This window comes from Scleromatobacter humisilvae, assembly GCF_023231945.1.
GTDB classification, from domain to species: domain Bacteria; phylum Pseudomonadota; class Gammaproteobacteria; order Burkholderiales; family Burkholderiaceae_C; genus Scleromatobacter; species Scleromatobacter humisilvae.
Genome location: NZ_JAJLJH010000005.1, coordinates 238,145 through 258,765, shown reverse-complemented (window position 1 = coordinate 258,765; position 20,621 = coordinate 238,145). Strand labels below are relative to the sequence as shown.

The 20,621-nt window shown below is 69.9% G+C and carries 23 protein-coding genes and 1 tRNA gene; 3 read left to right on the top strand and 21 right to left on the bottom strand.

Features of this window, described 5'->3' with window-relative positions; translation table 11 throughout:
* The 5 genes from LPC04_RS18745 to LPC04_RS18725 all read right to left on the bottom strand — a co-directional run bounded on the left by LPC04_RS18745 (position 1) and on the right by LPC04_RS18725 (position 2,478).
* Positions 1-702, bottom strand: a complete 702-nt coding sequence (locus LPC04_RS18745) for a histidine phosphatase family protein (protein ID WP_275683786.1) — start codon at positions 700-702, stop codon at positions 1-3.
* 19 nt (positions 703-721) lie between these two features.
* Positions 722-1,024 (bottom strand): DUF1840 domain-containing protein, encoded by a 303-nt coding sequence (locus LPC04_RS18740; protein ID WP_275683785.1) that lies wholly within the window; start codon positions 1,022-1,024, stop codon positions 722-724.
* Positions 1,025-1,129: 105 nt separating this feature from the next.
* Positions 1,130-1,504, bottom strand: a complete 375-nt coding sequence (locus LPC04_RS18735; protein ID WP_275683784.1) for a hypothetical protein — start codon at positions 1,502-1,504, stop codon at positions 1,130-1,132.
* 228 nt (positions 1,505-1,732) lie between these two features.
* Entirely contained in the window at positions 1,733-2,206 is a 474-nt protein-coding gene (locus LPC04_RS18730) for a response regulator (protein WP_275683783.1), read from the bottom strand.
* On the bottom strand, positions 2,203-2,478 hold the full coding sequence (locus LPC04_RS18725; RefSeq protein ID WP_275683782.1) for a hypothetical protein: 276 nt from the start codon (positions 2,476-2,478) through the stop codon (positions 2,203-2,205). The genes LPC04_RS18730 and LPC04_RS18725 overlap by 4 nt, the downstream gene beginning before the upstream one ends.
* Positions 2,479-2,654: 176 nt before the next feature.
* Between LPC04_RS18725 and LPC04_RS18720 the strand changes: the two genes are divergently transcribed.
* Positions 2,655-2,795, top strand: a complete 141-nt coding sequence (locus LPC04_RS18720; protein ID WP_275683781.1) for a hypothetical protein — start codon at positions 2,655-2,657, stop codon at positions 2,793-2,795.
* On the opposite strand, the gene LPC04_RS18715 is transcribed toward LPC04_RS18720, so the two are convergent.
* Positions 2,792-4,855, bottom strand: coding sequence for a GGDEF domain-containing phosphodiesterase (locus LPC04_RS18715; RefSeq protein ID WP_275683780.1), 2,064 nt, complete (start codon positions 4,853-4,855; stop codon positions 2,792-2,794). The genes LPC04_RS18720 and LPC04_RS18715 overlap by 4 nt on opposite strands.
* Entirely contained in the window at positions 4,852-6,090 is a 1,239-nt protein-coding gene (locus tag LPC04_RS18710) for an HD-GYP domain-containing protein (RefSeq protein ID WP_420854741.1), read from the bottom strand. Before LPC04_RS18710 ends, LPC04_RS18715 begins: the two co-directional genes overlap by 4 nt.
* 243 nt (positions 6,091-6,333) lie before the next feature.
* Between LPC04_RS18710 and pcaF the strand changes: the two genes are divergently transcribed.
* Positions 6,334-7,536, top strand: a complete 1,203-nt coding sequence (gene pcaF / locus LPC04_RS18705; RefSeq protein ID WP_275683778.1) for a 3-oxoadipyl-CoA thiolase — start codon at positions 6,334-6,336, stop codon at positions 7,534-7,536.
* Between the two features lie 6 nt (positions 7,537-7,542).
* Here the strand turns inward: pcaF and LPC04_RS18700 are convergent, their stop codons facing one another.
* The 8 genes from LPC04_RS18700 to LPC04_RS18665 form a co-directional block, all read right to left on the bottom strand.
* Positions 7,543-7,938: a VOC family protein gene (locus tag LPC04_RS18700; protein WP_275683777.1), complete on the bottom strand. Its 396-nt coding sequence runs from the start codon at positions 7,936-7,938 to the stop codon at positions 7,543-7,545.
* Between the two features lie 15 nt (positions 7,939-7,953).
* Positions 7,954-8,406, bottom strand: coding sequence for an RDD family protein (locus tag LPC04_RS18695; protein WP_275683776.1), 453 nt, complete (start codon positions 8,404-8,406; stop codon positions 7,954-7,956).
* A complete protein-coding gene (locus tag LPC04_RS18690) occupies positions 8,403-9,530 on the bottom strand; it encodes a 3-deoxy-7-phosphoheptulonate synthase (RefSeq protein ID WP_275683775.1) in 1,128 nt (375 codons plus the stop codon). Before LPC04_RS18690 ends, LPC04_RS18695 begins: the two co-directional genes overlap by 4 nt.
* A 78-nt stretch (positions 9,531-9,608) precedes the next feature.
* A complete protein-coding gene (locus LPC04_RS18685) occupies positions 9,609-10,181 on the bottom strand; it encodes a YceI family protein (protein WP_275683774.1) in 573 nt (190 codons plus the stop codon).
* Positions 10,182-10,308: 127 nt separating this feature from the next.
* Entirely contained in the window at positions 10,309-10,881 is a 573-nt protein-coding gene (locus tag LPC04_RS18680) for a YceI family protein (protein ID WP_275683773.1), read from the bottom strand.
* A gap of 96 nt (positions 10,882-10,977) precedes the next feature.
* Positions 10,978-11,544: a YceI family protein gene (locus LPC04_RS18675; protein WP_275683772.1), complete on the bottom strand. Its 567-nt coding sequence runs from the start codon at positions 11,542-11,544 to the stop codon at positions 10,978-10,980.
* A 25-nt stretch (positions 11,545-11,569) separates the two neighbouring features.
* Positions 11,570-12,109 (bottom strand): cytochrome b, encoded by a 540-nt coding sequence (locus LPC04_RS18670; protein ID WP_275683771.1) that lies wholly within the window; start codon positions 12,107-12,109, stop codon positions 11,570-11,572.
* A gap of 117 nt (positions 12,110-12,226) precedes the next feature.
* Entirely contained in the window at positions 12,227-13,162 is a 936-nt protein-coding gene (locus LPC04_RS18665) for an NUDIX hydrolase (protein WP_275683770.1), read from the bottom strand.
* A gap of 64 nt (positions 13,163-13,226) precedes the next feature.
* On the opposite strand from LPC04_RS18665, the gene LPC04_RS18660 reads away from it, so the two are divergent.
* Positions 13,227-13,303: transfer RNA gene (locus LPC04_RS18660), tRNA-Arg, on the top strand.
* A gap of 39 nt (positions 13,304-13,342) precedes the next feature.
* On the opposite strand, the gene oppF is transcribed toward LPC04_RS18660, so the two are convergent.
* The 6 genes from oppF to LPC04_RS18630 form a co-directional block, all read right to left on the bottom strand.
* Entirely contained in the window at positions 13,343-14,344 is a 1,002-nt protein-coding gene (oppF, locus tag LPC04_RS18655; RefSeq protein WP_275683769.1) for a murein tripeptide/oligopeptide ABC transporter ATP binding protein OppF, read from the bottom strand.
* Positions 14,337-15,341, bottom strand: coding sequence for an ABC transporter ATP-binding protein (locus tag LPC04_RS18650; RefSeq protein WP_275683768.1), 1,005 nt, complete (start codon positions 15,339-15,341; stop codon positions 14,337-14,339). The genes oppF and LPC04_RS18650 overlap by 8 nt, the downstream gene beginning before the upstream one ends.
* Before the next feature lies 1 nt (position 15,342).
* The gene (locus LPC04_RS18645; RefSeq protein ID WP_275683767.1) at positions 15,343-16,227 is read right to left on the bottom strand and encodes an ABC transporter permease subunit; all 885 of its coding nucleotides are present in this window, start codon (positions 16,225-16,227) and stop codon (positions 15,343-15,345) included.
* Entirely contained in the window at positions 16,227-17,147 is a 921-nt protein-coding gene (oppB, locus tag LPC04_RS18640; RefSeq protein ID WP_275683766.1) for an oligopeptide ABC transporter permease OppB, read from the bottom strand. Before oppB ends, LPC04_RS18645 begins: the two co-directional genes overlap by 1 nt.
* Positions 17,148-17,163: 16 nt before the next feature.
* Positions 17,164-18,789, bottom strand: a complete 1,626-nt coding sequence (locus LPC04_RS18635) for a peptide ABC transporter substrate-binding protein (protein WP_275683765.1) — start codon at positions 18,787-18,789, stop codon at positions 17,164-17,166.
* Between the two features lie 90 nt (positions 18,790-18,879).
* A complete protein-coding gene (locus LPC04_RS18630; RefSeq protein WP_275683764.1) occupies positions 18,880-20,499 on the bottom strand; it encodes a peptide ABC transporter substrate-binding protein in 1,620 nt (539 codons plus the stop codon).
* Positions 20,500-20,621: the final 122 nt, after the last annotated feature.

Genomic DNA, 20,621 nt, shown 5'->3' with positions numbered 1-20,621 from the left:
TCAGTCGGTGCGCGCCGCCAGCGCCGCGGCCACCGGCATCTTGTCCGCCGATTCGTCCAGCGTCGGCGCGTTGAGATCGAGGTGGCTGGTGTCGTTCCAGCCCACCATCGTCAGGCCGGACGACGTGTGCAGCAGCCGGTTGATCGCCGCGTTGTCGAGTTGCCAGATGCGCGGCGCGTCGAGCGGCACGCGGGTGGCGGCGCGGTAAAGGCAGTCCATCACGCCGCCGTGCGCCACCAACACCACGGTCTTGCCTTCGTGGCGCTCGGCGATGCGCAGCGTGGCCTCGATGCAGCGCGCGTAGAAGGCGGTCAGCGATTCGCCGTCGCCGTTCATCCCGGGCGCGAACTCGGGGTCGCGGCTCTTCCAGCGCGCGGACAATTCGGGCCAGCGTTCGGACACCTCGGTGTGCGTCATGCCCTGGAAGCCGCCGAAGCTGCGTTCGCGCAGGCCGGCGTCTAGCTCCAGCGGAATTCGGTTGAAGCTCGCGATGGCCTGCGCGGTCGCCTGCGCGCGCGCGAGGTCGCTGCTGACGACCACGTCGGGGCAATCCTCCGCGAGCCAGTGGGCCGTGCGGCGCGCCTGCTCGAGGCCGCGCTCGTTGAGCGGGATGTCCAGCTGGCCCTGCAGCCGGGCCTCGACGTTCCAGGCCGTCTCGCCGTGCCGCACCGCGATCAGGCGCGTCGCTTCCCCGTGGCTCATTCGAACACTCTTTCCAACGTCATGCGCCCCACGTGATGGGCTGTTTCTCGGCCAGCGCGCGCTTCATCATCTCCACCATCGGCCACACGCGCTGGCGCAGGCTGACGCGATCGCCCTTCGGCGCGGTGTCGTCGGAGCCGGCGGGCGCCGGGCTCTCGGCCGCCACCGCGGCCTCCAGCGCGCTCATCGCGGCGGCCAGCTGGTCGACGTCGATGATGCCCTGCGGCGTGGCGGGCTTGCCGATCAGCGACAGCACGCGCTCGCCGACCGGCTGCGTCATGATGAGGTCGCCGGTGGCCTTGCTCTTGAACTTGTAGATCATGGTTCGCTTCCACAAAAAAAAGCGGCCGGGGAAGCCCTGGCCGCGATTGTCGACGATCCGCTCGACGGTTCGACGTGAACCACCCAGCGTTTCGAGGGGTTACGTTCAGCGGTTGCGGCGGATGCGCACCACTTCGACCAGCGCGATGACGGCAGCGCCGACGGCCGCCGCGATCAGCAGCGACTTGATCGGCTCTTCCGACACGTAGCCACGCGTCGATTCGACGGCCTGCTGGCCGCGATCCTTCAGCGCGGCGGCGCGTTCGCGGGCAGCGTCGTAGCCGTCGCTGGCGTAGTCGCGGGCGCGCTGGGCATAGCGCGACAGCGCCGGCTTGGCTTCGCCATAGGCGCTGGTCAGACCGTCGACGGCGCTGTCGATGGCGGTGCGGGCATCGCGCTCGGCGGCCTTCAGCGACGCAGCGGCGCGGTTGAAGTGATCGGAAGACGTGGAAGCGGCGTTGGACAGCGAGGTTTCGGACATGTTTTGAGCTCCTGGATAGGTTGGATTCGTCGCTGCAGCCGGGGGTGCGGCCAAAGCTCTGAAGAGACGTTTTCAGTGTGCGCGACAGGCCTGCGCTTGCCGGTAGGGCTGGGGCGCGCCTGCTTGTCGGGCGGGCACGGTCACAGCCGTAGGACGCGAACTACAGGGCAATCAGCATGCGCGCTCGGGCTGCACCGCGGGGCCAAGACCGCGCCGCCGACGCAAGAATCAGTGCGGCAGTTCGCCCGGTTCGCGCGACCACAGCGCGATGCAGTAGGCGACCAGCTGGTCGATGTCGCGCGACTTGTCGAACACGCGGTCGGCACCGCTGGCCAGGCAGCGCGCCTGCATCTCGTCGGTCGCATAGTTGCTGAGGACGACCAGCGCCGCGCCGGGGCGCTTCTGGCGCGCGGCGGCGATCACGCCCAGGCCGGAGCCGGTGCGCAGGAAGATGTCGATGATCACCAGGTCGCAGCGCTCGCCGTCGGCGCGCAGCCAGTCGACGGCCACGCTCTCGTCGGACGCGGTGCCGACCACGCGCACGGGCGCGAGTTCCTCGAGCGCGGCGATCAGGCTCTCGAGGACGATCACGTTGTCCTCGACGACATAGACCTCCAGCGCGCGCGCCGGCGCGTCGTCACCGCGCGGCCGGACTCGCAGGGCGGCGCCTGCGGCATCGGCGGTGGCGCCCCGGGGATTCATCGGCGGCTCGCTCGTCGAGAGGCGCTGTCGTCGCGCGCCAGCCATTCGGCCCGCTCCACCAGGGCCTTGCCGTCCGCCTCGTCGAGGCAGGCGTCGGTGTCGCGTCCGCTCGCCTCGCAGCGTTGCACCTCGGCGCCGATGATGACGTCCGGCGTCAACTCCGCGGCCGCGGCCTCCGGCACCAGGCCGTGCGGCACGGCGGTGGCGAGGAACAGCGTGGCGACCACCGAGGTGACGACGGGCAGCACGTTGCGGACGGAAAAGACGGACATGGGACGACGCTTTCGCGGAATGGCTTGGACGGACGCCCCGAGAATGCGCCGAAAGCGCGCCGCTGGCTGCCGGCCGGTGTCCCGACGCCCTGTAGTGCCTGTCCTACGCCAGGCGGCGCTGGGGGCGTGCGAGGATCAGAATCGAAGCCGTCGACTGCGTTGCAGAAAGGATTCCCATGAGCACGCCCGCCCCTCCGCCCTCGCCCAAGCCGCCGCCCGCGCCCGCACGCGAGGGCGAGGCGCCCGCCGAAGATCTCGATCTCGAAGAGGACATCGCGCCCAACCTGGGCGGCGAAGACCAGATGCAGGATGCCTAGAGCCTTCTTTGCGACGCCGGCAGGCTGAACCAGGACTCGAGCGCGCGCTCTTCCATCCACGTCCCCAGACGCCGGCCCTGCAGGCCGTCGCAGCCGGCCGCGATCAGCGCGGCGCACTGCAGCTCGGTGTCGGCGCCGGTGGCGTGCACCTCGAGCTGCATCGCGTGCGCGAGCTGCACCAGCGCCGGCACCCAGCGCGCCTCGGCGCCCGCACCGGCGCAGGCCTGCGACAGCGCCGAGTCCAGCTTGACGCCGGCCAGCGGCAGGCGCTGCAGCACGGCGAGCGAACTGGTGCCGTCGCCGAAGCCTTCGAGCATCACGCGCACGCCCTGGCGCGCCAGCGAGCGCACGGCCGCGAGCGCGGCGTCGGGGTCGGTGTCCAGCGCCGATTCGGCGACGTCGATCTCGAGCTCGGACGGCGCGCAGCCGGCCGCCTCGAGCGCGGCGGCGACGCGGCGCGCGTAGCCCGGCTGCGTCAGCTGCCAGTCCGAGACGTTGATGTTCAGGCGCAGCGCGTGGCCCGCGGCGCGCCAGCGACGCTGCTGCAGCAGGCCGTGCTCCAGCACCCAGTCGTCGAGCGCGCCGACCAGCCCGCGCTCCTCGGCGACGCCCATGAACTGGCTCGCCGGCACCTCGCCGAGCTCGCGGTCGCGCCAGCGCAGGTGCACCTCGAGCGCGACGGCCAGGCCGCTGGCGGTGTCGAAGCGCGGCTGCGCGGCGAGGCGGAAGCGCCCTTCGCCGGCGGCGCGCAGCAGGCCGGCCTCGACGCGGTCGCGCTTGCGCTGCCAGGACTCGAAGCCGAACTTGTGCACCGCGAACGACGAGCGGCTCGCCTGTTGCGCGCGATGCATCGCGATCTCGACGTGGCGCAGCACCTCGTCGGCCGACAGCCCGGCACCCGGATAGGTGCCGATGCCGATCGCCACCGGCACGCCGTCGGCGCGCTCCTGCAGGTCGATCAGCCGCCGCGCCGCGGCCTCGGCGGCGGCCTCGCTGGCGTGGGCGATCAGCACGCCGAAGCGGCTGCCGCCCAGGCGCGCGCAATGGTGCGGCTGGCGCATCGCGCCGCGCACATGGCCGGCCAGCTCGGACAGCCGGCGCGCGCCGGCGGCGCTGTCGCCGCCCTCGCCGAACAGCGCGTCGCGGTTGAACTCGATGCACAGCACGGCGAAGCCCGCGCTCTGGCGGCTCGCCCGCAGCGCGTCCTCCAGCGTCGCCAGGAAGCCGGTGCGGTTGGGCAAGTGCGTGAGCTGGTCGACGCCGAGGTTGCCCGGCTCGCGCGGCGCGCCGGCGCGGTGCGGATTGGTCTCGCGGAACGAGAACACGCGGCCGATCGGCCGGCCGTGGCTCCACTGCGGCTGCGCGTGGCGCTCGATGATCGCGCCGTTGACCTGCCCGATCCGGTCGACCGCCTCGGACAGCGTGTGCGCGTAGACGTCCTCCAGCCGGCGGTCGTAGGCGTCGACGTCCATCACGTTCATGCGCACCCAGTCGTGCACGGCGCGGTCGTCGCCCGCGTGCAGCACGGCGTCGGGCAGCGACCACATGCGCGCGAAGCGGCGGTTGAACGCGCGGATGTTGCCGGCAAGGTCGGTCACGAGGATGGCGTCGGCCGTCGCCTCGAGCGTGGCACGCAGCTCGGCCAGCGCGGTCTCGCGCTCGACCTCGATGCGGTGCTCGCGGCTGCGGTCGCGCACGTGCACGAGGAACAGCGGCGTTCCGTCGGCGAGCCAGACGGGCGCGATGCGGCGCGAGACGGCCACGCTGCGCCCGCTGGGCAGGTGCAGCTCGGCGTCGCTCTCGAGCACGGTCACGACGCCGCAGCGCACACCGTCCCAGTAGGCCATGTCCTCGAGGTCGGCGATGGCGTCGTCGGCGTCCAGGCCCTCGAGGTCCTTGCGCTCGAGCAGTTCCTCGGCCTCGGCGTTCGCGGCCAGGATGTGGCCCTGCGCCGCGTCGACGATCCACGCGGCGTGGCCCAGCGCGGCGACCCCCGCGAGCAGGCCCTTGAACGACTCCTTGGCCGCGACCTGCGTCAGGAGCGGCAGCGTGGAGGTCATGCCGCCGCCTCTTCCCGCGCGTCTTCCTTCGGCGCGCTCTCGACGTCGAAGAAGTACGAGATGCGCTGGCGCGGCTTGAGGTAGTCGACGGCGCGCGTGGGCAGCTGCACCGGCTTGAGGCTGCGGCGGATGCCCAGCTGCGGGGTCTTCTCGAGGTCGAGATGGATCGCGTCCTCGGCCGCCACGGCCGGGTCGTAGACCAGCACGCGCGGCTTGAGCGGGTGCGCGGCGTTGACCGTCATCACCATCGCGTAGCGGTCGTCGCTCAGCTGCACCACCGAACCCGGCGGGTAGATGCCCATCATCTTGATGAAGCCGGACAGCAGCGTCTCGTCGAACTTCGAACGGCATTGCGCGAACAGGCGCGACAAGGCCTCGTGCGGCGTGATCGACTGCGCCGGCGACGCGGCGTTGCACAGGTTGTCGTAGCGATTGACCAGCGCCACGATGCGCGCGGGCAGCGACATCCGCGGCAGCATCAGCGCGCTCGGGAAGCCGCTGCCGTCCGCCAGCTCGTGGTGCTGGGCGATGACCAGTTGCGCGTCCGCCGACAGCCCCATGCGGCGGCCCAGGATCAGGCCCTGGGCGACGTGGTCGCGATAGAGCGCGGCCTCGCCGGCGTTGAAATCCTCGCGCGCGAGGCGCACGCGATCGGGCAGCGCCACCTTGCCGATGTCGTGCATCAACGCGCCGACGCCCAGTTCCAGCAATACATTGGCGGGTATCGACAGCTGGCGGCCCAGCATCAGCGAGACGACGGTGACGTTGAGCGAATGGGCGGCGTGGCGGTCGCTGGCCATCTCGCCGAGCACGCGCAGGCAGGGCTCGCCCTCGACCAGCATCTTGTCCAGGATCGCACGCGCGAGCTGCTGCGCGTCGGCGTTGGCCTGCGCGGGGTCGGTCAGCACCTTGTCGTTGGCGCGCCGCAGGTCGCGGCACGCCTCGGTGAACTGGCGCTCGCAGCGCTGGGCGATCTCCATCTGCGCGTGCAGCGCCAGCCTGGCCAGCTGGCGCGCGTCGAGCGGCTTGGGTGCCTCTTCCTCGACCGGCGGCACGCCCGCCGCGGCGGCGGACGCCTCGACGGCCGGCTCCTCGATGTCGCTGCGCTCCGGGCTCCACGTCAGGCGCGTCAGGCCGAGCGAGCGGATCGTCTCGATCTGCTCGCTGGAGGTCAGCTTGAAGCTTGACAACGGGAACGGATGCGACATCCAGCCGACGTTCAGATGAACGAACATGCCGATTCGCAAGGCGCTCGCTTGGATAGGGGTCGTCATTCGGAGTTGTCCTCACCGCACGCAGGCTCGCGAACGGTTTCTTTCCTCAGCTGGAATCGGCCATTCCCCTGCCCGACTTGAGCGGACAGATCCCATATAAACCGGGAGCGCACCGAAAACGAGCAAAATCCTGACGGCAGGAGCCACTATTCGAATAATTGTTCTTCCTGCGAACAAATTCCACGCCAGCGAGACGACCCCACCATGACCGACGCCTTCATCTGCGACGCCTTGCGCACCCCCTTCGGCCGCTACGGCGGCGCCCTGTCGGCGGTGCGCGCCGACGATCTCGGGGCCATTCCAATCCGCGCGCTGCTCGCACGCCATCCCGAACTCGACCCCGCGGCGATCGACGACGTGCTGTACGGATGCGCCAACCAGGCCGGCGAGGACAACCGCAACGTCGCCCGCATGAGCGCGCTGCTGGCGGGCATACCCGTGGACGTACCCGGCGTCACGCTGAACCGCCTGTGCGGCTCGGGCCTGAACGCCGTCGGCAGCGCCGCCCAGGCGATCCGTTCCGGCGAGGCCGGCCTGCTGCTGGCGGGCGGCGTCGAGAGCATGAGCCGCGCGCCGTTCGTGATGCCCAAGGCGACCTCGGCCTTCGCGCGCGAGAACGCGATCTACGACACGACCATCGGCTGGCGCTTCGTCAACCCGCAGATGAAGGCCCAATACGGCGTCGATTCGATGCCCGAGACGGCGGAGAACGTCGCCGACGACTTCGGCGTCAACCGCGCCGACCAGGACGCGATGGCGCTGCGCTCGCAGCTGCGCGCGGTCGAGGCCCAGAAGCGCGGCTTCTTCGACGCCGAGATCACCCCGGTCAGCGTGCCGCAGAAGAAGGGCGACGCCCTCGTCGTCGCCAGGGACGAACACCCGCGCGAGACCTCGCTCGACGCGCTGGCGAAGCTCAAGCCCATCGTGCGCCCGAACGGCACGATCACCGCGGGCAACGCCTCCGGCGTCAACGACGGCGCCTGCGCCCTGCTGCTCGCCAGCGCCAGCGCCGCGAAGACGCACGGCCTCACGCCGCGCGCCCGCGTGCTGGGCATGGCCGTGGCCGGCGTCGCGCCCCGCGTGATGGGCATCGGGCCGGCACCGGCGTCCAAGAAGCTGCTCGCGCGCCTGGGGCTGACGATCTCGCAGATGGACGTCATCGAGCTGAACGAGGCCTTCGCCGCGCAGGGCCTGGCCGTTCTGCGTCAGCTGGGCGTGGCCGACGACGACCCGCGCGTCAATCCGAACGGCGGCGCGATCGCTCTCGGCCACCCGCTGGGCGCCAGCGGCGCGCGGCTGGTGACGACGGCCGTCAACCAGCTGCATGCCACCGGGGGCCGCTACGCGCTGTGCACGATGTGCATCGGCGTGGGCCAGGGCATCGCGCTGGTCGTCGAACGCGTCTGACCGGCGCTAGGAAGGCGGCTGCCAGAGCTCCACGCGGTTGCCTTCCGGGTCGGTCACCCAGCCGAACTTGCCGTACTCGGAGACCTCGGTCTTGTCGTCGACGGCGCAGCCCTCGCGCTTGAGCACGGCGAGCAGCGCGTCGAGGTCGGCGACGCGGTAGTTCACCATGAAGCCCGCGCCGCGCGTGCCGCCGAAGTAGTCGCTGTCGCCCGGGAAGATGCACCAGGTGGTGTGCGAGGCAAGCGGCGACTTGCTCCCGGCGGGCTGCGTGGGTGCCGGCGGGAAGGCGAGGCCGCCCCAGTCCTGGATGTCCAGGCCCAGGTGGCGCTTGTACCAGGCTCGCAGCACGTCGGCGTCGCGCGCCTTGAAGAAGACGCCGCCGATCCCGGTCACTCGTTGCATCGCTGCCGTCCTCGCTCAACGTGGGCGGTAGACCACCACCGTGCGCGCCATCTTGTCATGCCAGCCCTGCTTGCGCGCGTCGAACGCCACCCAGGCCAGGCCGGCGAACAGCGGGATGGTGGAGACGAAGTAGCCAACGTAGCGCGTGAGCGCCTGCCAGAAGTCGACGGGCGAGTGTGTCTGCGCATCGACCACGACCGCCGAGATCGCCATCTTGCCGGGCGTCGCGCCCTTCATCACCCAGAACGCGATGATGGCGCCGCCCAGCGGCACCCAGTTGACGACGAAGCCGACCACGCCTCGTCCTTCCGTCCAGCCGTCGCCGAACAGCCAGACCAGCACCGGGATGACGACGAACAGCACCAGGATCAGGTCGAGCAGGCCCGCGGCCAGGCGGGCCCAGAACCCGACGTAGCGGACGCCTTCCGCCTGGCGCTCCACGGCACCCGCGAGCGCATCGACGCTCACGACGCCGCGCCCGCGCGGCGCTCGCGCACCGCCTTGGCCAGGCGCACCAGCAGCGGCTCGGTGTCGGCCCAGCTGATGCACGCGTCGGTGATCGACACCCCCCAGGCCGGCGTCACGCCCGGCTTCAGGTCCTGCCGGCCGTCGGCCAGATGGCTCTCGATCATCACCCCGGTGATGCGGCGGTCGCCGCCGGCGATCTGCCCGGCGACGTCGGCGCCGACGTCGATCTGGCGCATGTGCTTCTTCTCGGAGTTGGCGTGCGAGAAGTCGATCATCACCTGCTCGCGCAGGCCGCGTTCGGCCAGCGCGCCGCAGGCGGCGGTGACATCCGGCGCCTTGTAGTTCGGAGCCTTGCCGCCGCGCAGGATCACGTGGCAGTCGGCGTTGCCGCGCGTCTCGAAGATCGCGGCCTGGCCCATCTTGGTCATGCCCATGAAGGCGTGCGACGAGTTGGCCGCCAGGATGGCGTCGGCCGCCACCTTGATGCCGCCGTCGGTGCCGTTCTTGAAGCCGACCGGGCACGACAGGCCCGACGCCAGCTGGCGATGGCTCTGGCTCTCGGTGGTGCGCGCGCCGATCGCGCCCCAGGACACCAGGTCGGCGATGTATTGCGGGCTCAGCAGGTCGAGGAACTCGGTGCCAGCCGGCAGGCCGATCTCGGCGACGTCCAGCAGAAGCTGGCGAGCCTTGCGCAGGCCCTCGTTGATGCGGAAGCTGCCGTCCAGGCGTGGATCGTTGATGTAGCCCTTCCAGCCGACGGTGGTGCGCGGCTTCTCGAAATAGACGCGCATCACGACGACCAGCTCGTTCTTCAACGCGTCGGCGACGACCTTCAGGTGGCGCGCGTACTCCAGCGCCTGGTCGTGGTCGTGGATCGAGCACGGGCCGACCACGACGATCAGCCGGTCGTCGGCGCCGCTGAGCACCTTGGCCAGCTCGACGCGCGCGTGTTCGACCAGCGACACCGCGCTGTCGGGCGCGGGCATGTCGTCCAGCAGCAGCGCCGGGGAGATGAGCGGGCGCACGGCGCCGATGCGCACGTCGTCGACGCGCGTGGTGTCCAGCGTCGTGCCGGGTTGCACGCCGATCTCGCGGTCGTGCCGCCAATCGTCAGGGAGAGTCATCGCCAAGGCTTTCGTGGAATGCGTGCCGCACGCGGCGGCGCATGCCCGATTATCGGGCAGCGGCGTTGCGTCCGCGCGTCAGGGGGCTATGGCCTCGACCTGGATCACCAGGTGCACGTCGTCGCTGACGAACGGCTCGCCCAGCGTGGCGCCGAAGCGGCCGCGCTTCAGGTCGGCCTCGAAATCGCCGCCGCAGACGTCGCGCTCGAGCATCTCGTCGTGCCGGCACGCGAAGGACCGCGCGACCAGCGACAGCGGCTCGCCGACGCCGCGCAGCGTGAACTCGCCGCGCACTTCCTTGACGCCGCCGGCGGCGTCGAACTGGAACCGCGTCGCGACGAAATACGCTTCCGGGTATTCGGCCGTCGCGAGCAGGTCGGGCGCCTTCAGCCGCGCATCGAGCACGCCCATGCCGGTCTCGACGCTCGCGACCGGAATGCGCAGCCGCAGGTCGCCCGCCTTCGCCGCGCGGTCGACCATCACCTCGCCCGTGATCGGCCCGATGCGCCCGCGCAGCGTCGACGTGCCGAAATGGCGCACCTCGAACGTCGCGAACGTGTGGTTCGGGTCGAGCCTGTAGGTGATCGGGCCGGAAACGGATTGCGCCTGCGCGAGAGCGAATCCCGGGCAGGCGCACAGAAGTGCAACCATCGATGAAGCCACGGTGCGTGCCGGCCAGGCGCAGGGCGAAAGCGCGCGGCCGCCGCGCGCGGCCGCTCCGGAGCAAGGCCGCGCGCCCCCTCGGGGGGCTGTCAGCGGTGATCCGCCGACCGGGGGCTCACTGCTTGACGGCTTCAACTTGGATGACGACGCGCATGGTGTCGGGGAAGCCGTAGTTCAGGCCGTACGACACGCCGAACTGGCTGCGCGTGATCATCATGTCGAAGTCGCCGCCGCAGACCTCGCGCTTGACCATCGGGCTCATGTAGCAGTTGAAGTTGGTCGCCTTCAGCACGACCGGGTTCGTCTTGCCCATCAGCGTCAGGTTGCCGTCGATCTCGCTGACCTTGTCGCCGTTGAAGACGAACTTGCTGGCGACCAGGTGCGCCGCCGGGAAGGCCGCGACGTTGAGCATCTCGTCGCTGGAGATGTGCTTGGTGAAGGCGGCGGTGCCGGTGTCCAGCGACGTCGTGTCGACCGTGACGTCCAGCGAGCCGGTCTTGGCGGCCTTGTCCAGCGTCACGCTGCCGGTCGTCTTGTTGAAGCGGCCGCGGTTGGTCGACGTGTTGAAGTGGGCGATCTCCCACGAGGCGAACGTGTGGCTGGGATCGACCGAGTACGTGGCCGGTTCGGCGTGGGCGGCGGCGGCGAAGAAGCCGAGTGCGGCGACGATCAGGGAAAGCTTTTTCATGGGAGGGTCTCCGCGGGTCAGGAACAAAGGAATGAAAGCGTCCCGGCGCTGACCCGCGCCACCGGCTGCCGCCCCGTGCGGGGCTTGAGGAATCGATTAAAGCGGGGCGACGCCCGTCAGCGCGATCTTGAACTTGACCGACACGTCGTCGGCCAGCTGCGAGGTGTCCTTCCACTCGCCTTCGCCGACCTTGAAGTCGTTGCGCTTGATCGTGAACGCGCCGGTGGCGGTGGTGGTCGGGCCGGCCTGCGTCAGCGCGATCGGCACGACGACGTCCTTGGTCGTGCCCTTGACCGTCAGCTTGCCGGCGACGTCGAACTTGCCGCCGCCCTTGGCCGTGATCGCGGTCGATGCGAAGGTCGCGTTGGGGAACTTGGCGACATTGAACCATTCGGGCTTGGGCACCTCGGCATCGGTCTCCGGGACGCCGAACGACGCACTGGCCGTGACGATCGTGAACGCGACCTTGCCCGCCGCAGGCTGCTTCGGGTCGAACGCGATGTCGGCCGTCCACTTGCCGAACTTGCCTTCGACGGGCACGCCCATCTCCTTGATCGCGAAGGTGATCTGGCTCTGCGCGGGAACGACCTTGGCCTGGGCGAAGGCGACGCCCGTGAGCGCAAGCGAGGCGGCGAGGACGACGGCGGTGCGGATCTTGAGCATGGTGGTTTCTCTCAGTCGAAGGAGTTCAGGCGCGGCCGGGCATCATGCGACGCAGCAGGCCGTCGCGGTCGATGACCATGTGCTTGCCGACGGCCGCGATGTGCAGGCCGACCAGCGTGATCAGCGTCCAGGCGAGCGTGCCGTGCAGGCCCTTCAGCGTCTCGGCCAGCTCGTGGTTCTTGGCGACGAAGTCGGGCAGCGGCAGCACGCCGAACAGCACGATCGGGAAGCCCGACGCCGAGCTGTAGGCCCAGCCGACCAGCGGCACGGCGAAGAACAGCGCATACAGCGCCCAGTGCGTCACGTGCGCGGCGACGTGCTGCCACTTCGGGGCCGGCAGGTCGGCCGGCGGCCGCTTGGCCAGGCGCCACAGCAGGCGCAGCGTGGCCAGCAGCAGGATCGTCACGCCCGCCCACTTGTGATAGTTGAAGAGCTTGAGCCGCAGCAGCGACATGTGCAGGTCCGACATGTACCAGCCCAGGCAGAAGTTGCCGACGATCGCCAGCGCCATCAGCCAGTGGAGGGCGATGGCGGTGCTCGAGTAGCGGGTGGCTGGCTGGTTCATGGCGTTGCGGGGCGTGCGTTGGATGCGGCGTGGCATCGTGAAGGCAGTGTCCGGGCGTTGCGACACCGTTCGGTTGAGTGCGATTGACGCCGCACTTCAGTTGCTTTGAATGGTAGTTCAGCCCTTCAAGCCCTTACAACTCCCCGAGATCGTGGGTCGGAGCGCCTCGAAGGCCCGTCGCTGCGCCGCCGTCAGCACCGCCGGAGTGGATTCCCGCGCGCCCGGGGCCGGTTCAACCAGGCCGTGACGAACCGCGAAGTCCAGCGTCGCGAGCGCCGCGTCGGTGGTCAGCTCGCCGGCGGCCGCGCGTGCGAGCGCCTCGGCCACCGGCATCAGGCGATGCTCGGCGACCTCGCCGTCGATGTTGCGCGGGACGAGGCCAGCGGGCAGCGCGAGGTCGAACACGTGCAGGCGTTCGTGCTGGCGGCCTTCCGGGATGTCGCACTCGAGGTCGACCAGCCCGCCCGTCGCGAGCCCGGCCATCTGCCGCGCCTCGAGCCCGGCCTCCTCCCAGCCTTCGCGCACGACGGCGTCGCGCGGCGACTGCCCCGCAGGCACGCCGCCGCCGATCAGGTTGTCGAGCCGCCCGGGATCGGTCGGCTTGGTCAGCGAGCGCCGCGCGATCCACAGATGCGTCGGGCGGCCCGACGCATCGGCCACGTAGCCGTTGCAATGCGCGCCCAGCGTCAGCATGCCCCAGAAGCGAGTGGCGGCGCGCTCCAGCCTGCCGTGCTCGCCGCCGCGGCGGTCGCGCAGCGGATAGGGCTCGTCGCGCCATGCGACGATCAGCCCGTCCGCGCGCAGCCGCGCATGGACCTGCGCGAGGCGCGCGTCACGCGCGTGCGCGGGCAGGCGCAGCGCGAGCGCCCTCGGCGTGCCGTCGTCGGCCGCCAGCAGCTCGAAGGCGTCGGGCCATTCGCGCAGCGCGTCGAGGTGGCGGATCGCCACCGACCCAAGCACGGGGCCGCGCTCGTCCATCAGCACGAACGGGATGCGCGGCGGGCCGTCGCAGGCCCGCGCCAGCGCGATGGCGGGCCAGGAGTGTTGCGTCATCGAGCCAGTCTAAAGCGCCCGCGTGACGGGCCCGCGCCCACGATCGGCTAAACTTGCGCCTTCAGTGCCCGTAGCTCAGCTGGATAGAGTACTGCCCTCCGAAGGCAGGGGTCGCACGTTCGAACCGTGTCGGGCGCGCCAGATGCGAAGCCTCGCCGATCCGTGATTGGCGGGGCTTTTCTACGTTCGATCCGCACGTTCCGCCGCGAGCAGGCAGGCCGCCGCCGTCTCGGCATCGAGCTGCCGCAACGCGGGTCGCTCCTGCGCACAGACCGCGATCGCCTTCGGACAACGCGTGCGGAACACGCAGCCCGACGGCGGGTCGATCGGCGAGGGCATGTCGCCGGACAGCAGCTGCAGCACCTTGCTGCGCTCGATGCGCGGGTCGGGGATCGGGATCGCCGACAGCAGCGCCTCGGTGTACGGGTGCCCCGGCCGCGCGTACAGCGCGTCGCTTTCGGCGAGTTCCATCGCCTTGCCCATGTAGAGCACCAGCACGCGGTCGCTGATGTGCTTGACCACCGCGAGGTCGTGCGCGATGAAGATCAACGCCAGGCCCTTGCGGCGTTGCAGCTCCTGCAGCAGGTTGACGATCTGCGCGCGGATCGAGACGTCGAGCGCCGACACCGGCTCGTCGCAGATGATGAGCTTCGGCTCGAGCACCAGCGCCCGCGCGATGCCGATGCGCTGGCACTGGCCGCCGGAGAACTCGTGCGGGTAGCGGTTGATCTGCTGCGGCGTCAGGCCCACCTCGGCCATCACCGCGGCGACCTTCGCGTGCACCTCGTCGTCGCTCAGCTCGGGGCGGTGGACGCGCAGCGGCTCGCCGATGATGCGCGCGACGGTCATGCGCGGGTTCAGCGACGCCAGAGGGTCCTGGAAGATGATCTGGATGTCGCGCCGCGCCGCCAGCCACGCGGCGTGGTCGTCGGGCCGCAGCGTCTTGCCCGCCCACACGACCTCGCCGCCGGTGGCCGGGATCAGGTTGAGGCAGGCGCGCGCCAGCGTCGACTTGCCGCAGCCCGATTCGCCCACGATGCCCAGCGTCTCGCCGGCGCGCAGTTCGAAGGACACGCCGTCGACGGCCTTGAGCGTGGCGGCGGCCGTCCACGGCCAGGCCTTGCGGTCGCGCACCCTGAAGTGCACCTTGAGGTCGCGCACCGACAGCAGCGGCTCAGACACCGGCGGCCTCCATCGCGTCGAGATCGGCCACCGGGCGATGGCAGGCGCGCAGCGTGCGCGACGTCGGCGCGAGCTGCTGCAGCATCGGCATCGTCGCGACGCAGCGCTGCTCCACGAAGCGGCAGCGCGCCGAGAACGGGCAGCCCGGCGGCAGCGCGTTCATGTTGGGCGGATTGCCGGGGATGCTCGCGAGCGGGCCCGTGGTGTCCAGCCGTGGCAGCGCCGCCAGCAGGCCGCGCGTGTACGGGTGCGACGGGCGGTGGAAGATGTCGTCGGCCGACGCGTGCTCCATCACGCGGCCGCCATACATCACCATCACGTCGTCGCACAGGCCGGCGACGACGCCCAGGTCGTGCGTGATCATCACGATGGCCGTGCCGTGGTCGCGCTGCAGCTCGCGCAGCAGCTGCGTGATCTGCGCCTGCACGGTGGCGTCGAGCGCGGTGGTGGGCTCGTCGGCGATCAGCACCTCGGGCTCGCACAGCAGCGCCATCGCGATCATCACGCGCTGGCGCATGCCGCCGGAGAACTCGTGCGGGTAGAAGTCGATGCGGCGCTTCGCGTCGGGGATCTTCACCGCATCGAGCGCCTGGATCGCGCGCACGCGCGCCTCGCGCCGGCCCAGCCCGCGGTGCAGTTCCAGCACCTCGGTCATCTGGCGCTCGACGCTCAGGTACGGGTTGAGCGACGTCATCGGATCCTGGAAGATCATCGCGATGCGGTCGCCGCGCACGGCGTTGAGTTCGGCGGCCGGCAGGCCCAGCAGGTTGCGGCCGTGGTGCAGCACCTCGCCGCTGGCCGTGCCGTTGCGCGCGAGCAGGCCCATCATCGCCAGCATCGTCTGCGACTTGCCCGAGCCCGACTCGCCAACGATCCCCAGCGTCTGGCCGCGGCCCAGCTCGAAATCCACGTGGTTGACGGCGTAGACCGGGCCGTCGTTGGTGCGGAACTGGACGCTGAGATCCCTGACCTGCAGCACGGGCGTCGTGTCGGCCATCTCAGCGCTCCTTCGGGTCGAGCGCGTCGCGCAGGCCGTCGCCGATGAAGTTGGCGCAATACAGCGTGATCGACAGCGCCGCGGCCGGGAACAGCAGCATCCACGGCGTGGCCGACATCACGGCGGCGCCGTCGTGGATCAGCACGCCCCAGCTGGTCATCGGCTCCTGCACGCCAAGACCGAGGAACGACAGCACCGACTCGCTCAGGATCACGCCCGGCACGACGATGGACGTGTAGATCACGACCACGCCCATCAGGTTGGGCACGACGTGCTGGAAGATGATGCGCCACGTGGGCACGCCGATCGCGCGCGCGGCTTCGACGAACTCGCGCGACTTGATCGACAGCGTCTGGCCGCGCACCACGCGCGCCATGTCCAGCCACGAGAACGCCGCGATCGCCGCGACCACCAGCAGGATGTCGCGCCCGAACACGGTGACCACGAGGATGGCGATCAGCAGGTACGGCACGGCGTAGGCCATATCGACGATGCGCATCATCACGCTGTCGACACGCCCGCCGGCGAAGCCCGCCACGGCGCCCCAGACGACGCCGATCGTCACCGACACCAGCGTCGCCAGCACGCCCACCAGCAGCGAGATGCGCCCGCCGATCAGCGTGCGCACCAGCAGGTCGCGCCCGAGCTCGTCGGTGCCGAACAGGTGCCAGCCGGCGCGCGTCGGCGCGGCGCTCATCAGGTTCCAGTCGACGGAGTCGAACGCGTTGGGCAGCAGCATCGGGCCGAACACGCACGCCAGCGCGATGATCGAGAGCACGACGACGCTGGCGACCGCGGCGCGGTTGCGCAGGAAGCGCACGCGGGCGTCTCGCCACGGGCTGCGCCCGGCGGGGGCGATGTCGACGGGAGTGAGAGCGGCAGTCATCAATATCGGATCTTCGGGTCGAGCCAGGCGTACATCAGGTCGACGACCAGGTTCAGGAACACCGCCAGCACCGTGACCAGCACGACGAGCCCGAGCACCAGCGTGTAGTCGCGGTCGGAGGCGCCGTTGACGATCAGCTTGCCCAGCCCGGGAATCGAGAACCAGGACTCGGTGACGATGGCCGACGTGATCGACGCGATCGCCAGCGGCCCGATCACCGAGACGACCGGCAGAAGCGCCGGCCGCAGCGCGTGACGCATCACGACCACGCGCATCGGCAGGCCCTTGGCGCGCGCGGTGCGGATGAAGTTGGAGCTGAGCACCTCGATCAGGCTGCCGCGCATGATGCGGCCGATCGTGGAGATGTTGATCAGCGTGAGCAGCGCGATCGGCAGGATCATGTAGCGCGGCGCGAAGTCGTCCCAGCCCCCCGACGGCAGCCACGGCAGCGCGATCGCGAAGACGAGCACCAGAACCGGCCCGAGCACGAATGAGGGCAGCACGCTGCCCACGTTGCCGACCAGCATGACGGCGTAGTCGACCGCGCTGTTCTGGCGCAGCGCCGCGACGATGCCGATCGCCACGCCGACGACCACCGCGATGACCATCGCGGTGCCGCCGATCGCCAGCGACACCGGCAGCGCCCGCGCGACGAGGTCGTTGACCGACCAGTCGGCGTAGCGGAACGACGCCCCGAGATCGCCGTGCAGCAGGCTGTCCAGGTAATACAGGTACTGCTTCCACAGCGGCATGTCGAGGTGGTACTTGGCCTGCAGGTTGGCCAGCACCGCGTCGGACACCTTGCGCTCGCTGTCGAACGGGCCGCCCGGCGTGAAGTGCAGCAGCAGGTAGCAGATCGTCACCACGGCGAGCACCGTGGGGATCGTGACGAGGAGGCGTCTGACGACGTAGGCCCACATGTCGGGTTCGCCCGCCTCAGTGCTTCACGATGTAGAAGTCCTTGCTGCGATAGCGATCCGTGCCGTTCGTATCGTCGTAGCCGCCGATCCAGGGCTTGATCAGCCGGGGCACCGTGTACTGCAGCAGCGGGATCATCGGATAGTCGTCCATCACGAGCTTGGCGGCCTGCGTCAGCAACGCCTCGCGCCTGGCCGGATCCGTCTGCTGGTTGCCCTGCACGATCAGCTCGTCGGCCTTGGGGTTGCAGTTCTTGTCGTCGTTGGACTCCGAGCCGCACTGCACCAGCGCCAGGAAGATCGTCGCGTCGTTGAAGGTGGCGATCCAGCCGTTGCGGCCGATCTGGTAGTCGCCGTCGTGGCGCTTGCGGATCAGCACCTTGAACTCGAGGCTGTCCATGTCGGTCTCGAGGCCCAGCTTGGTCTTCCACTCGGAGGCCGCGAAGATCGCCATCTTCTTGTGATAGTCGCTGTTGTTGTACGTGAACTTCACGTGCGTGCCCGGCTTCACGCCGGCGTCGGCCAGCAGCTTCCTGGCCTCCGCGACGCGCTTGTCCATGGGCCAGTCGGCCCAGTCGTAGCGGGTCTGGCTGATGCCCGCCAGGCCCTTGACCGCCAGGCCATACAACGGCGCCTGGCCGTCGGCGGTCACCTTGCTCGCGAGGATGTCGCGGTCGATCACCATCGACAGCGCCTTGCGCACGCGGATGTCCTTGAGCAGCGGATCAAGGTTGTTCAGCGAGTAGTAGCGGATGCCCAGCATCGGCCCGTTGTGCATCTCGGCCGGGTACTGCGCCTTGAGCGCCGTGTACGCGCCGGGCGCCAGCTGCTGCATGAAGTCCTCCTCGCCGGACTGGTACAGCTTCAGGTCGGCGTTGTTGTCCTCCACGCACAGGAAGGTCACCCGCGTCAGCTGCACGTTGGCCGCGTCCCAGTACTTCGGGTTCTTCTCGATGACGACCTTGCTGTTGACCGACCAGTCCTTCAGCACGAAGGCGCCGTTGCCCACGATGTTGCCCGGCTTGGTCCAGTCGCGCCCGAACTTCTCGATCGTCGCCTTCGGCTGCGGCGAATACTGCGCCACCGACACGACCTGCGGCAGGAACGACACCGGCCCGGCGGTCCTGACCTCCAGCGTCTCCTTGTCGATCGCCCGCACGCCGAGCTCGGTCACCGGCTTCTTGCCGCCGACGACGTCGAGGCCGTTGAGCAGGTAGATGCCGTAGGTGCTCGCGATCTTGGACGCGGTCTTCGGATCGAGGAAGCGCCGCCACGCATAGACGAAGTCGTCGGCCGTGACGGGCTGGCCGTTGGACCAGACCGCCGTCTTGCGCAGCGTGAAGACCCAGGTCGTGGCGTCGGCCTGCTTCCACGATTCGGCCACGCCGGGCACGACGTCGCCGTGATGGTTGGTGGACGTCAGGCCCTCGAACAGGTCGCGCTCGATCTCCGCGCCGTTGACCGACTCGATGTAGGCCGGATCGAGCGACTCCGGCTCGGCGCCGTTGTTGCGCACCATCTCCTGCTTGGCCGCCAGCTGCGTGCCCGGGGGAATGGTGGCGGCGGTCGCCGTCGCGACGGCGATCGCGCCGAGTGCCAGGACAAGAAGGGCTCGTGCGAGCGGTGGCTGGCGACGCGGGCTCATTGCGGAAGACTCCAAGAATGACGGGGACACGGCGCGGTGAAGTATAGGGGTCGCTCGTCAATCCCGAGAAGCAGGTTCCGGGCCACGGGATCAGTGCCTGATCACGTAGAAATCCTTGCTGCGGAACGCGTCCTGGTCGTTGGCGTCGTCGTAGCCGCCGATCCACGGCTTGACGAGCCGCGCGACGGACATCTGCAGCAGCGGGATCATCGGGTAGTCGTCCATCTCGAGCCGCGTCGCCTGCGTCATCAGCGCCTTGCGCCTGGCGGGGTCGGACAGCGCGCTCGCCTGGTGGATCAGGTCGTCGGCGGCCTGGTTGCAGCTGCGGCTGTCGTTCTCCTCCGCGCCGCATTGCACCAGCTGCAGGAAGCCGGTGATGTCGGCGTAGCCGGGCGTCCAGTTCTTGCGGCCGACCTGGAAGTTGCCGTCGTGCGATCGGCGCATCAGCACCTTCAGCTCCATGGCGTCGAGTCCGGTGTCGAGGCCCAGCTTGGTCTTCCACTCGGAGGCCGTGAAGATCGCCATCTTCTTGTAGTACTCGCTGGTGTTGTAGACGAAGCCCAGCCGCGTGCCGGGCTTCACGCCGGCCTCGGCGAGCAGCCTGCGGGCCTCGGCAACGCGCCTGTCCATCGGCCAGTCGGCCCAGTCGTAGCGCACCGGGTCGACGCCTTCGCTGCCCTTGACGGTCATGCCGTAGAGCGCCGTCTGGCCATCGGCCGTGATCTTGCCGGCCAGGATCTCGCGATCGATCACCATGGACAGCGCCTTGCGCACGCGGACGTCCCTGAGCAAGGGGTCGGCGGTGTTCAGGCTGTAGAAGCGCATCGCGACCAGCACGCTGGTGTGGATGTCCTTCGGATACTGGGCCTTGAGCGAGGCGTACGTGCCAGGCGGCAGGCGCAGCACCATGTCCTCCTCGCCGGACTGGTAGAGCTTCAGGTCGGCGTTGCCGTCCGCCACGGCCAGGTAGGTCACCCGCGTGAGCGCGACGTTGGCGGCGTCCCAGTACTTCGGGCTCTTCTCGACGACGACCTTGCTGTTGACCTGCCAGTCCTTCAGCACGTAGGCGCCGTCGCTGACCATGTTGCCCGGCTTGGTCCAGTCGCGGCCGAACTTCTCGACGGTCGCTCGCGGCACCGGGCTGAACGGCGGGCTGACCAGCAGCATCGGCAGGAAGGTCAGCGGGCCGGCGGTCCTGACCTCCAGCGTGCCGGCGTCGATCGCGCGTACGCCGAGCGCGGACGCCGGCATCCTGCCCTGCGTGATGGCAAGGCCGTTGAGGAGATAGGCGCCGTAGATCGCGCCCTGCGGCGCGGCGGTCTTCGGGTCGACCAGTCGCTGCCAGCCGTAGACGAAATCCTGCGCTGTGACCGGCTCGCCATTGGACCAGCGAGCATCCCGGCGCAGCTTGAAGACCCAGGTGGCCGGGTCGGTCTGCTGCCACGACTGCGCCACACCGGCCACGACCCGGCCGTGATCGTCGACGGCGGTCAGGCCCTCGAACAGGTCCTGCAGGATGTTGCCGGCGGCGGTCGACTCGGTCAGCGCCGGGTCGAGAGACTCGGGTTCCTCGCCGTTGTTGCGCACCATCTCCTGCTTCGCCGCGAGCGGCGTGCCGGGCGGGATGACGGCCGCGGAGGCGCACAGGCCCGCACCGAGGACGGCCCACGCGCCCAGGCGCGCAGACTGGCGAAGCAGATCGATCGGCATGCAGGGGTTCCCTCGACGCGACGGCATCGCTCTGGCGCTCTCGCGCCCGCATCGGGCGCGCAGGCATTGGATCACCTCGAACAGCTTCGCGCACCGGGTAGGAACCAGTGGACATGCTGGTG

Coding starts and splice junctions, on each gene's coding strand:
- LPC04_RS18740 (WP_275683785.1), bottom strand. CDS start 1,024: ATGATCTACAAGTTCAAGAGCAAGGCCACCGGCGACCTCATCATGACG.
- LPC04_RS18680 (WP_275683773.1), bottom strand. CDS start 10,881: ATGAAAAAGCTTTCCCTGATCGTCGCCGCACTCGGCTTCTTCGCCGCC.
- LPC04_RS18730 (WP_275683783.1), bottom strand. CDS start 2,206: ATGAATCCCCGGGGCGCCACCGCCGATGCCGCAGGCGCCGCCCTGCGA.
- LPC04_RS18670 (WP_275683771.1), bottom strand. CDS start 12,109: ATGAACCAGCCAGCCACCCGCTACTCGAGCACCGCCATCGCCCTCCAC.
- LPC04_RS18710 (WP_420854741.1), bottom strand. CDS start 6,090: ATGTTCGTTCATCTGAACGTCGGCTGGATGTCGCATCCGTTCCCGTTG.
- LPC04_RS18720 (WP_275683781.1), top strand. CDS start 2,655: ATGAGCACGCCCGCCCCTCCGCCCTCGCCCAAGCCGCCGCCCGCGCCC.
- LPC04_RS18715 (WP_275683780.1), bottom strand. CDS start 4,855: ATGACCTCCACGCTGCCGCTCCTGACGCAGGTCGCGGCCAAGGAGTCG.
- LPC04_RS18745 (WP_275683786.1), bottom strand. CDS start 702: ATGAGCCACGGGGAAGCGACGCGCCTGATCGCGGTGCGGCACGGCGAG.
- pcaF (WP_275683778.1), top strand. CDS start 6,334: ATGACCGACGCCTTCATCTGCGACGCCTTGCGCACCCCCTTCGGCCGC.
- LPC04_RS18650 (WP_275683768.1), bottom strand. CDS start 15,341: ATGGCCGACACGACGCCCGTGCTGCAGGTCAGGGATCTCAGCGTCCAG.
- LPC04_RS18630 (WP_275683764.1), bottom strand. CDS start 20,499: ATGCCGATCGATCTGCTTCGCCAGTCTGCGCGCCTGGGCGCGTGGGCC.
- LPC04_RS18735 (WP_275683784.1), bottom strand. CDS start 1,504: ATGTCCGAAACCTCGCTGTCCAACGCCGCTTCCACGTCTTCCGATCAC.
- LPC04_RS18635 (WP_275683765.1), bottom strand. CDS start 18,789: ATGAGCCCGCGTCGCCAGCCACCGCTCGCACGAGCCCTTCTTGTCCTG.
- LPC04_RS18700 (WP_275683777.1), bottom strand. CDS start 7,938: ATGCAACGAGTGACCGGGATCGGCGGCGTCTTCTTCAAGGCGCGCGAC.
- oppB (WP_275683766.1), bottom strand. CDS start 17,147: ATGTGGGCCTACGTCGTCAGACGCCTCCTCGTCACGATCCCCACGGTG.
- LPC04_RS18665 (WP_275683770.1), bottom strand. CDS start 13,162: ATGACGCAACACTCCTGGCCCGCCATCGCGCTGGCGCGGGCCTGCGAC.
- LPC04_RS18690 (WP_275683775.1), bottom strand. CDS start 9,530: ATGACTCTCCCTGACGATTGGCGGCACGACCGCGAGATCGGCGTGCAA.
- LPC04_RS18725 (WP_275683782.1), bottom strand. CDS start 2,478: ATGTCCGTCTTTTCCGTCCGCAACGTGCTGCCCGTCGTCACCTCGGTG.
- LPC04_RS18685 (WP_275683774.1), bottom strand. CDS start 10,181: ATGGTTGCACTTCTGTGCGCCTGCCCGGGATTCGCTCTCGCGCAGGCG.
- LPC04_RS18645 (WP_275683767.1), bottom strand. CDS start 16,227: ATGACTGCCGCTCTCACTCCCGTCGACATCGCCCCCGCCGGGCGCAGC.
- LPC04_RS18675 (WP_275683772.1), bottom strand. CDS start 11,544: ATGCTCAAGATCCGCACCGCCGTCGTCCTCGCCGCCTCGCTTGCGCTC.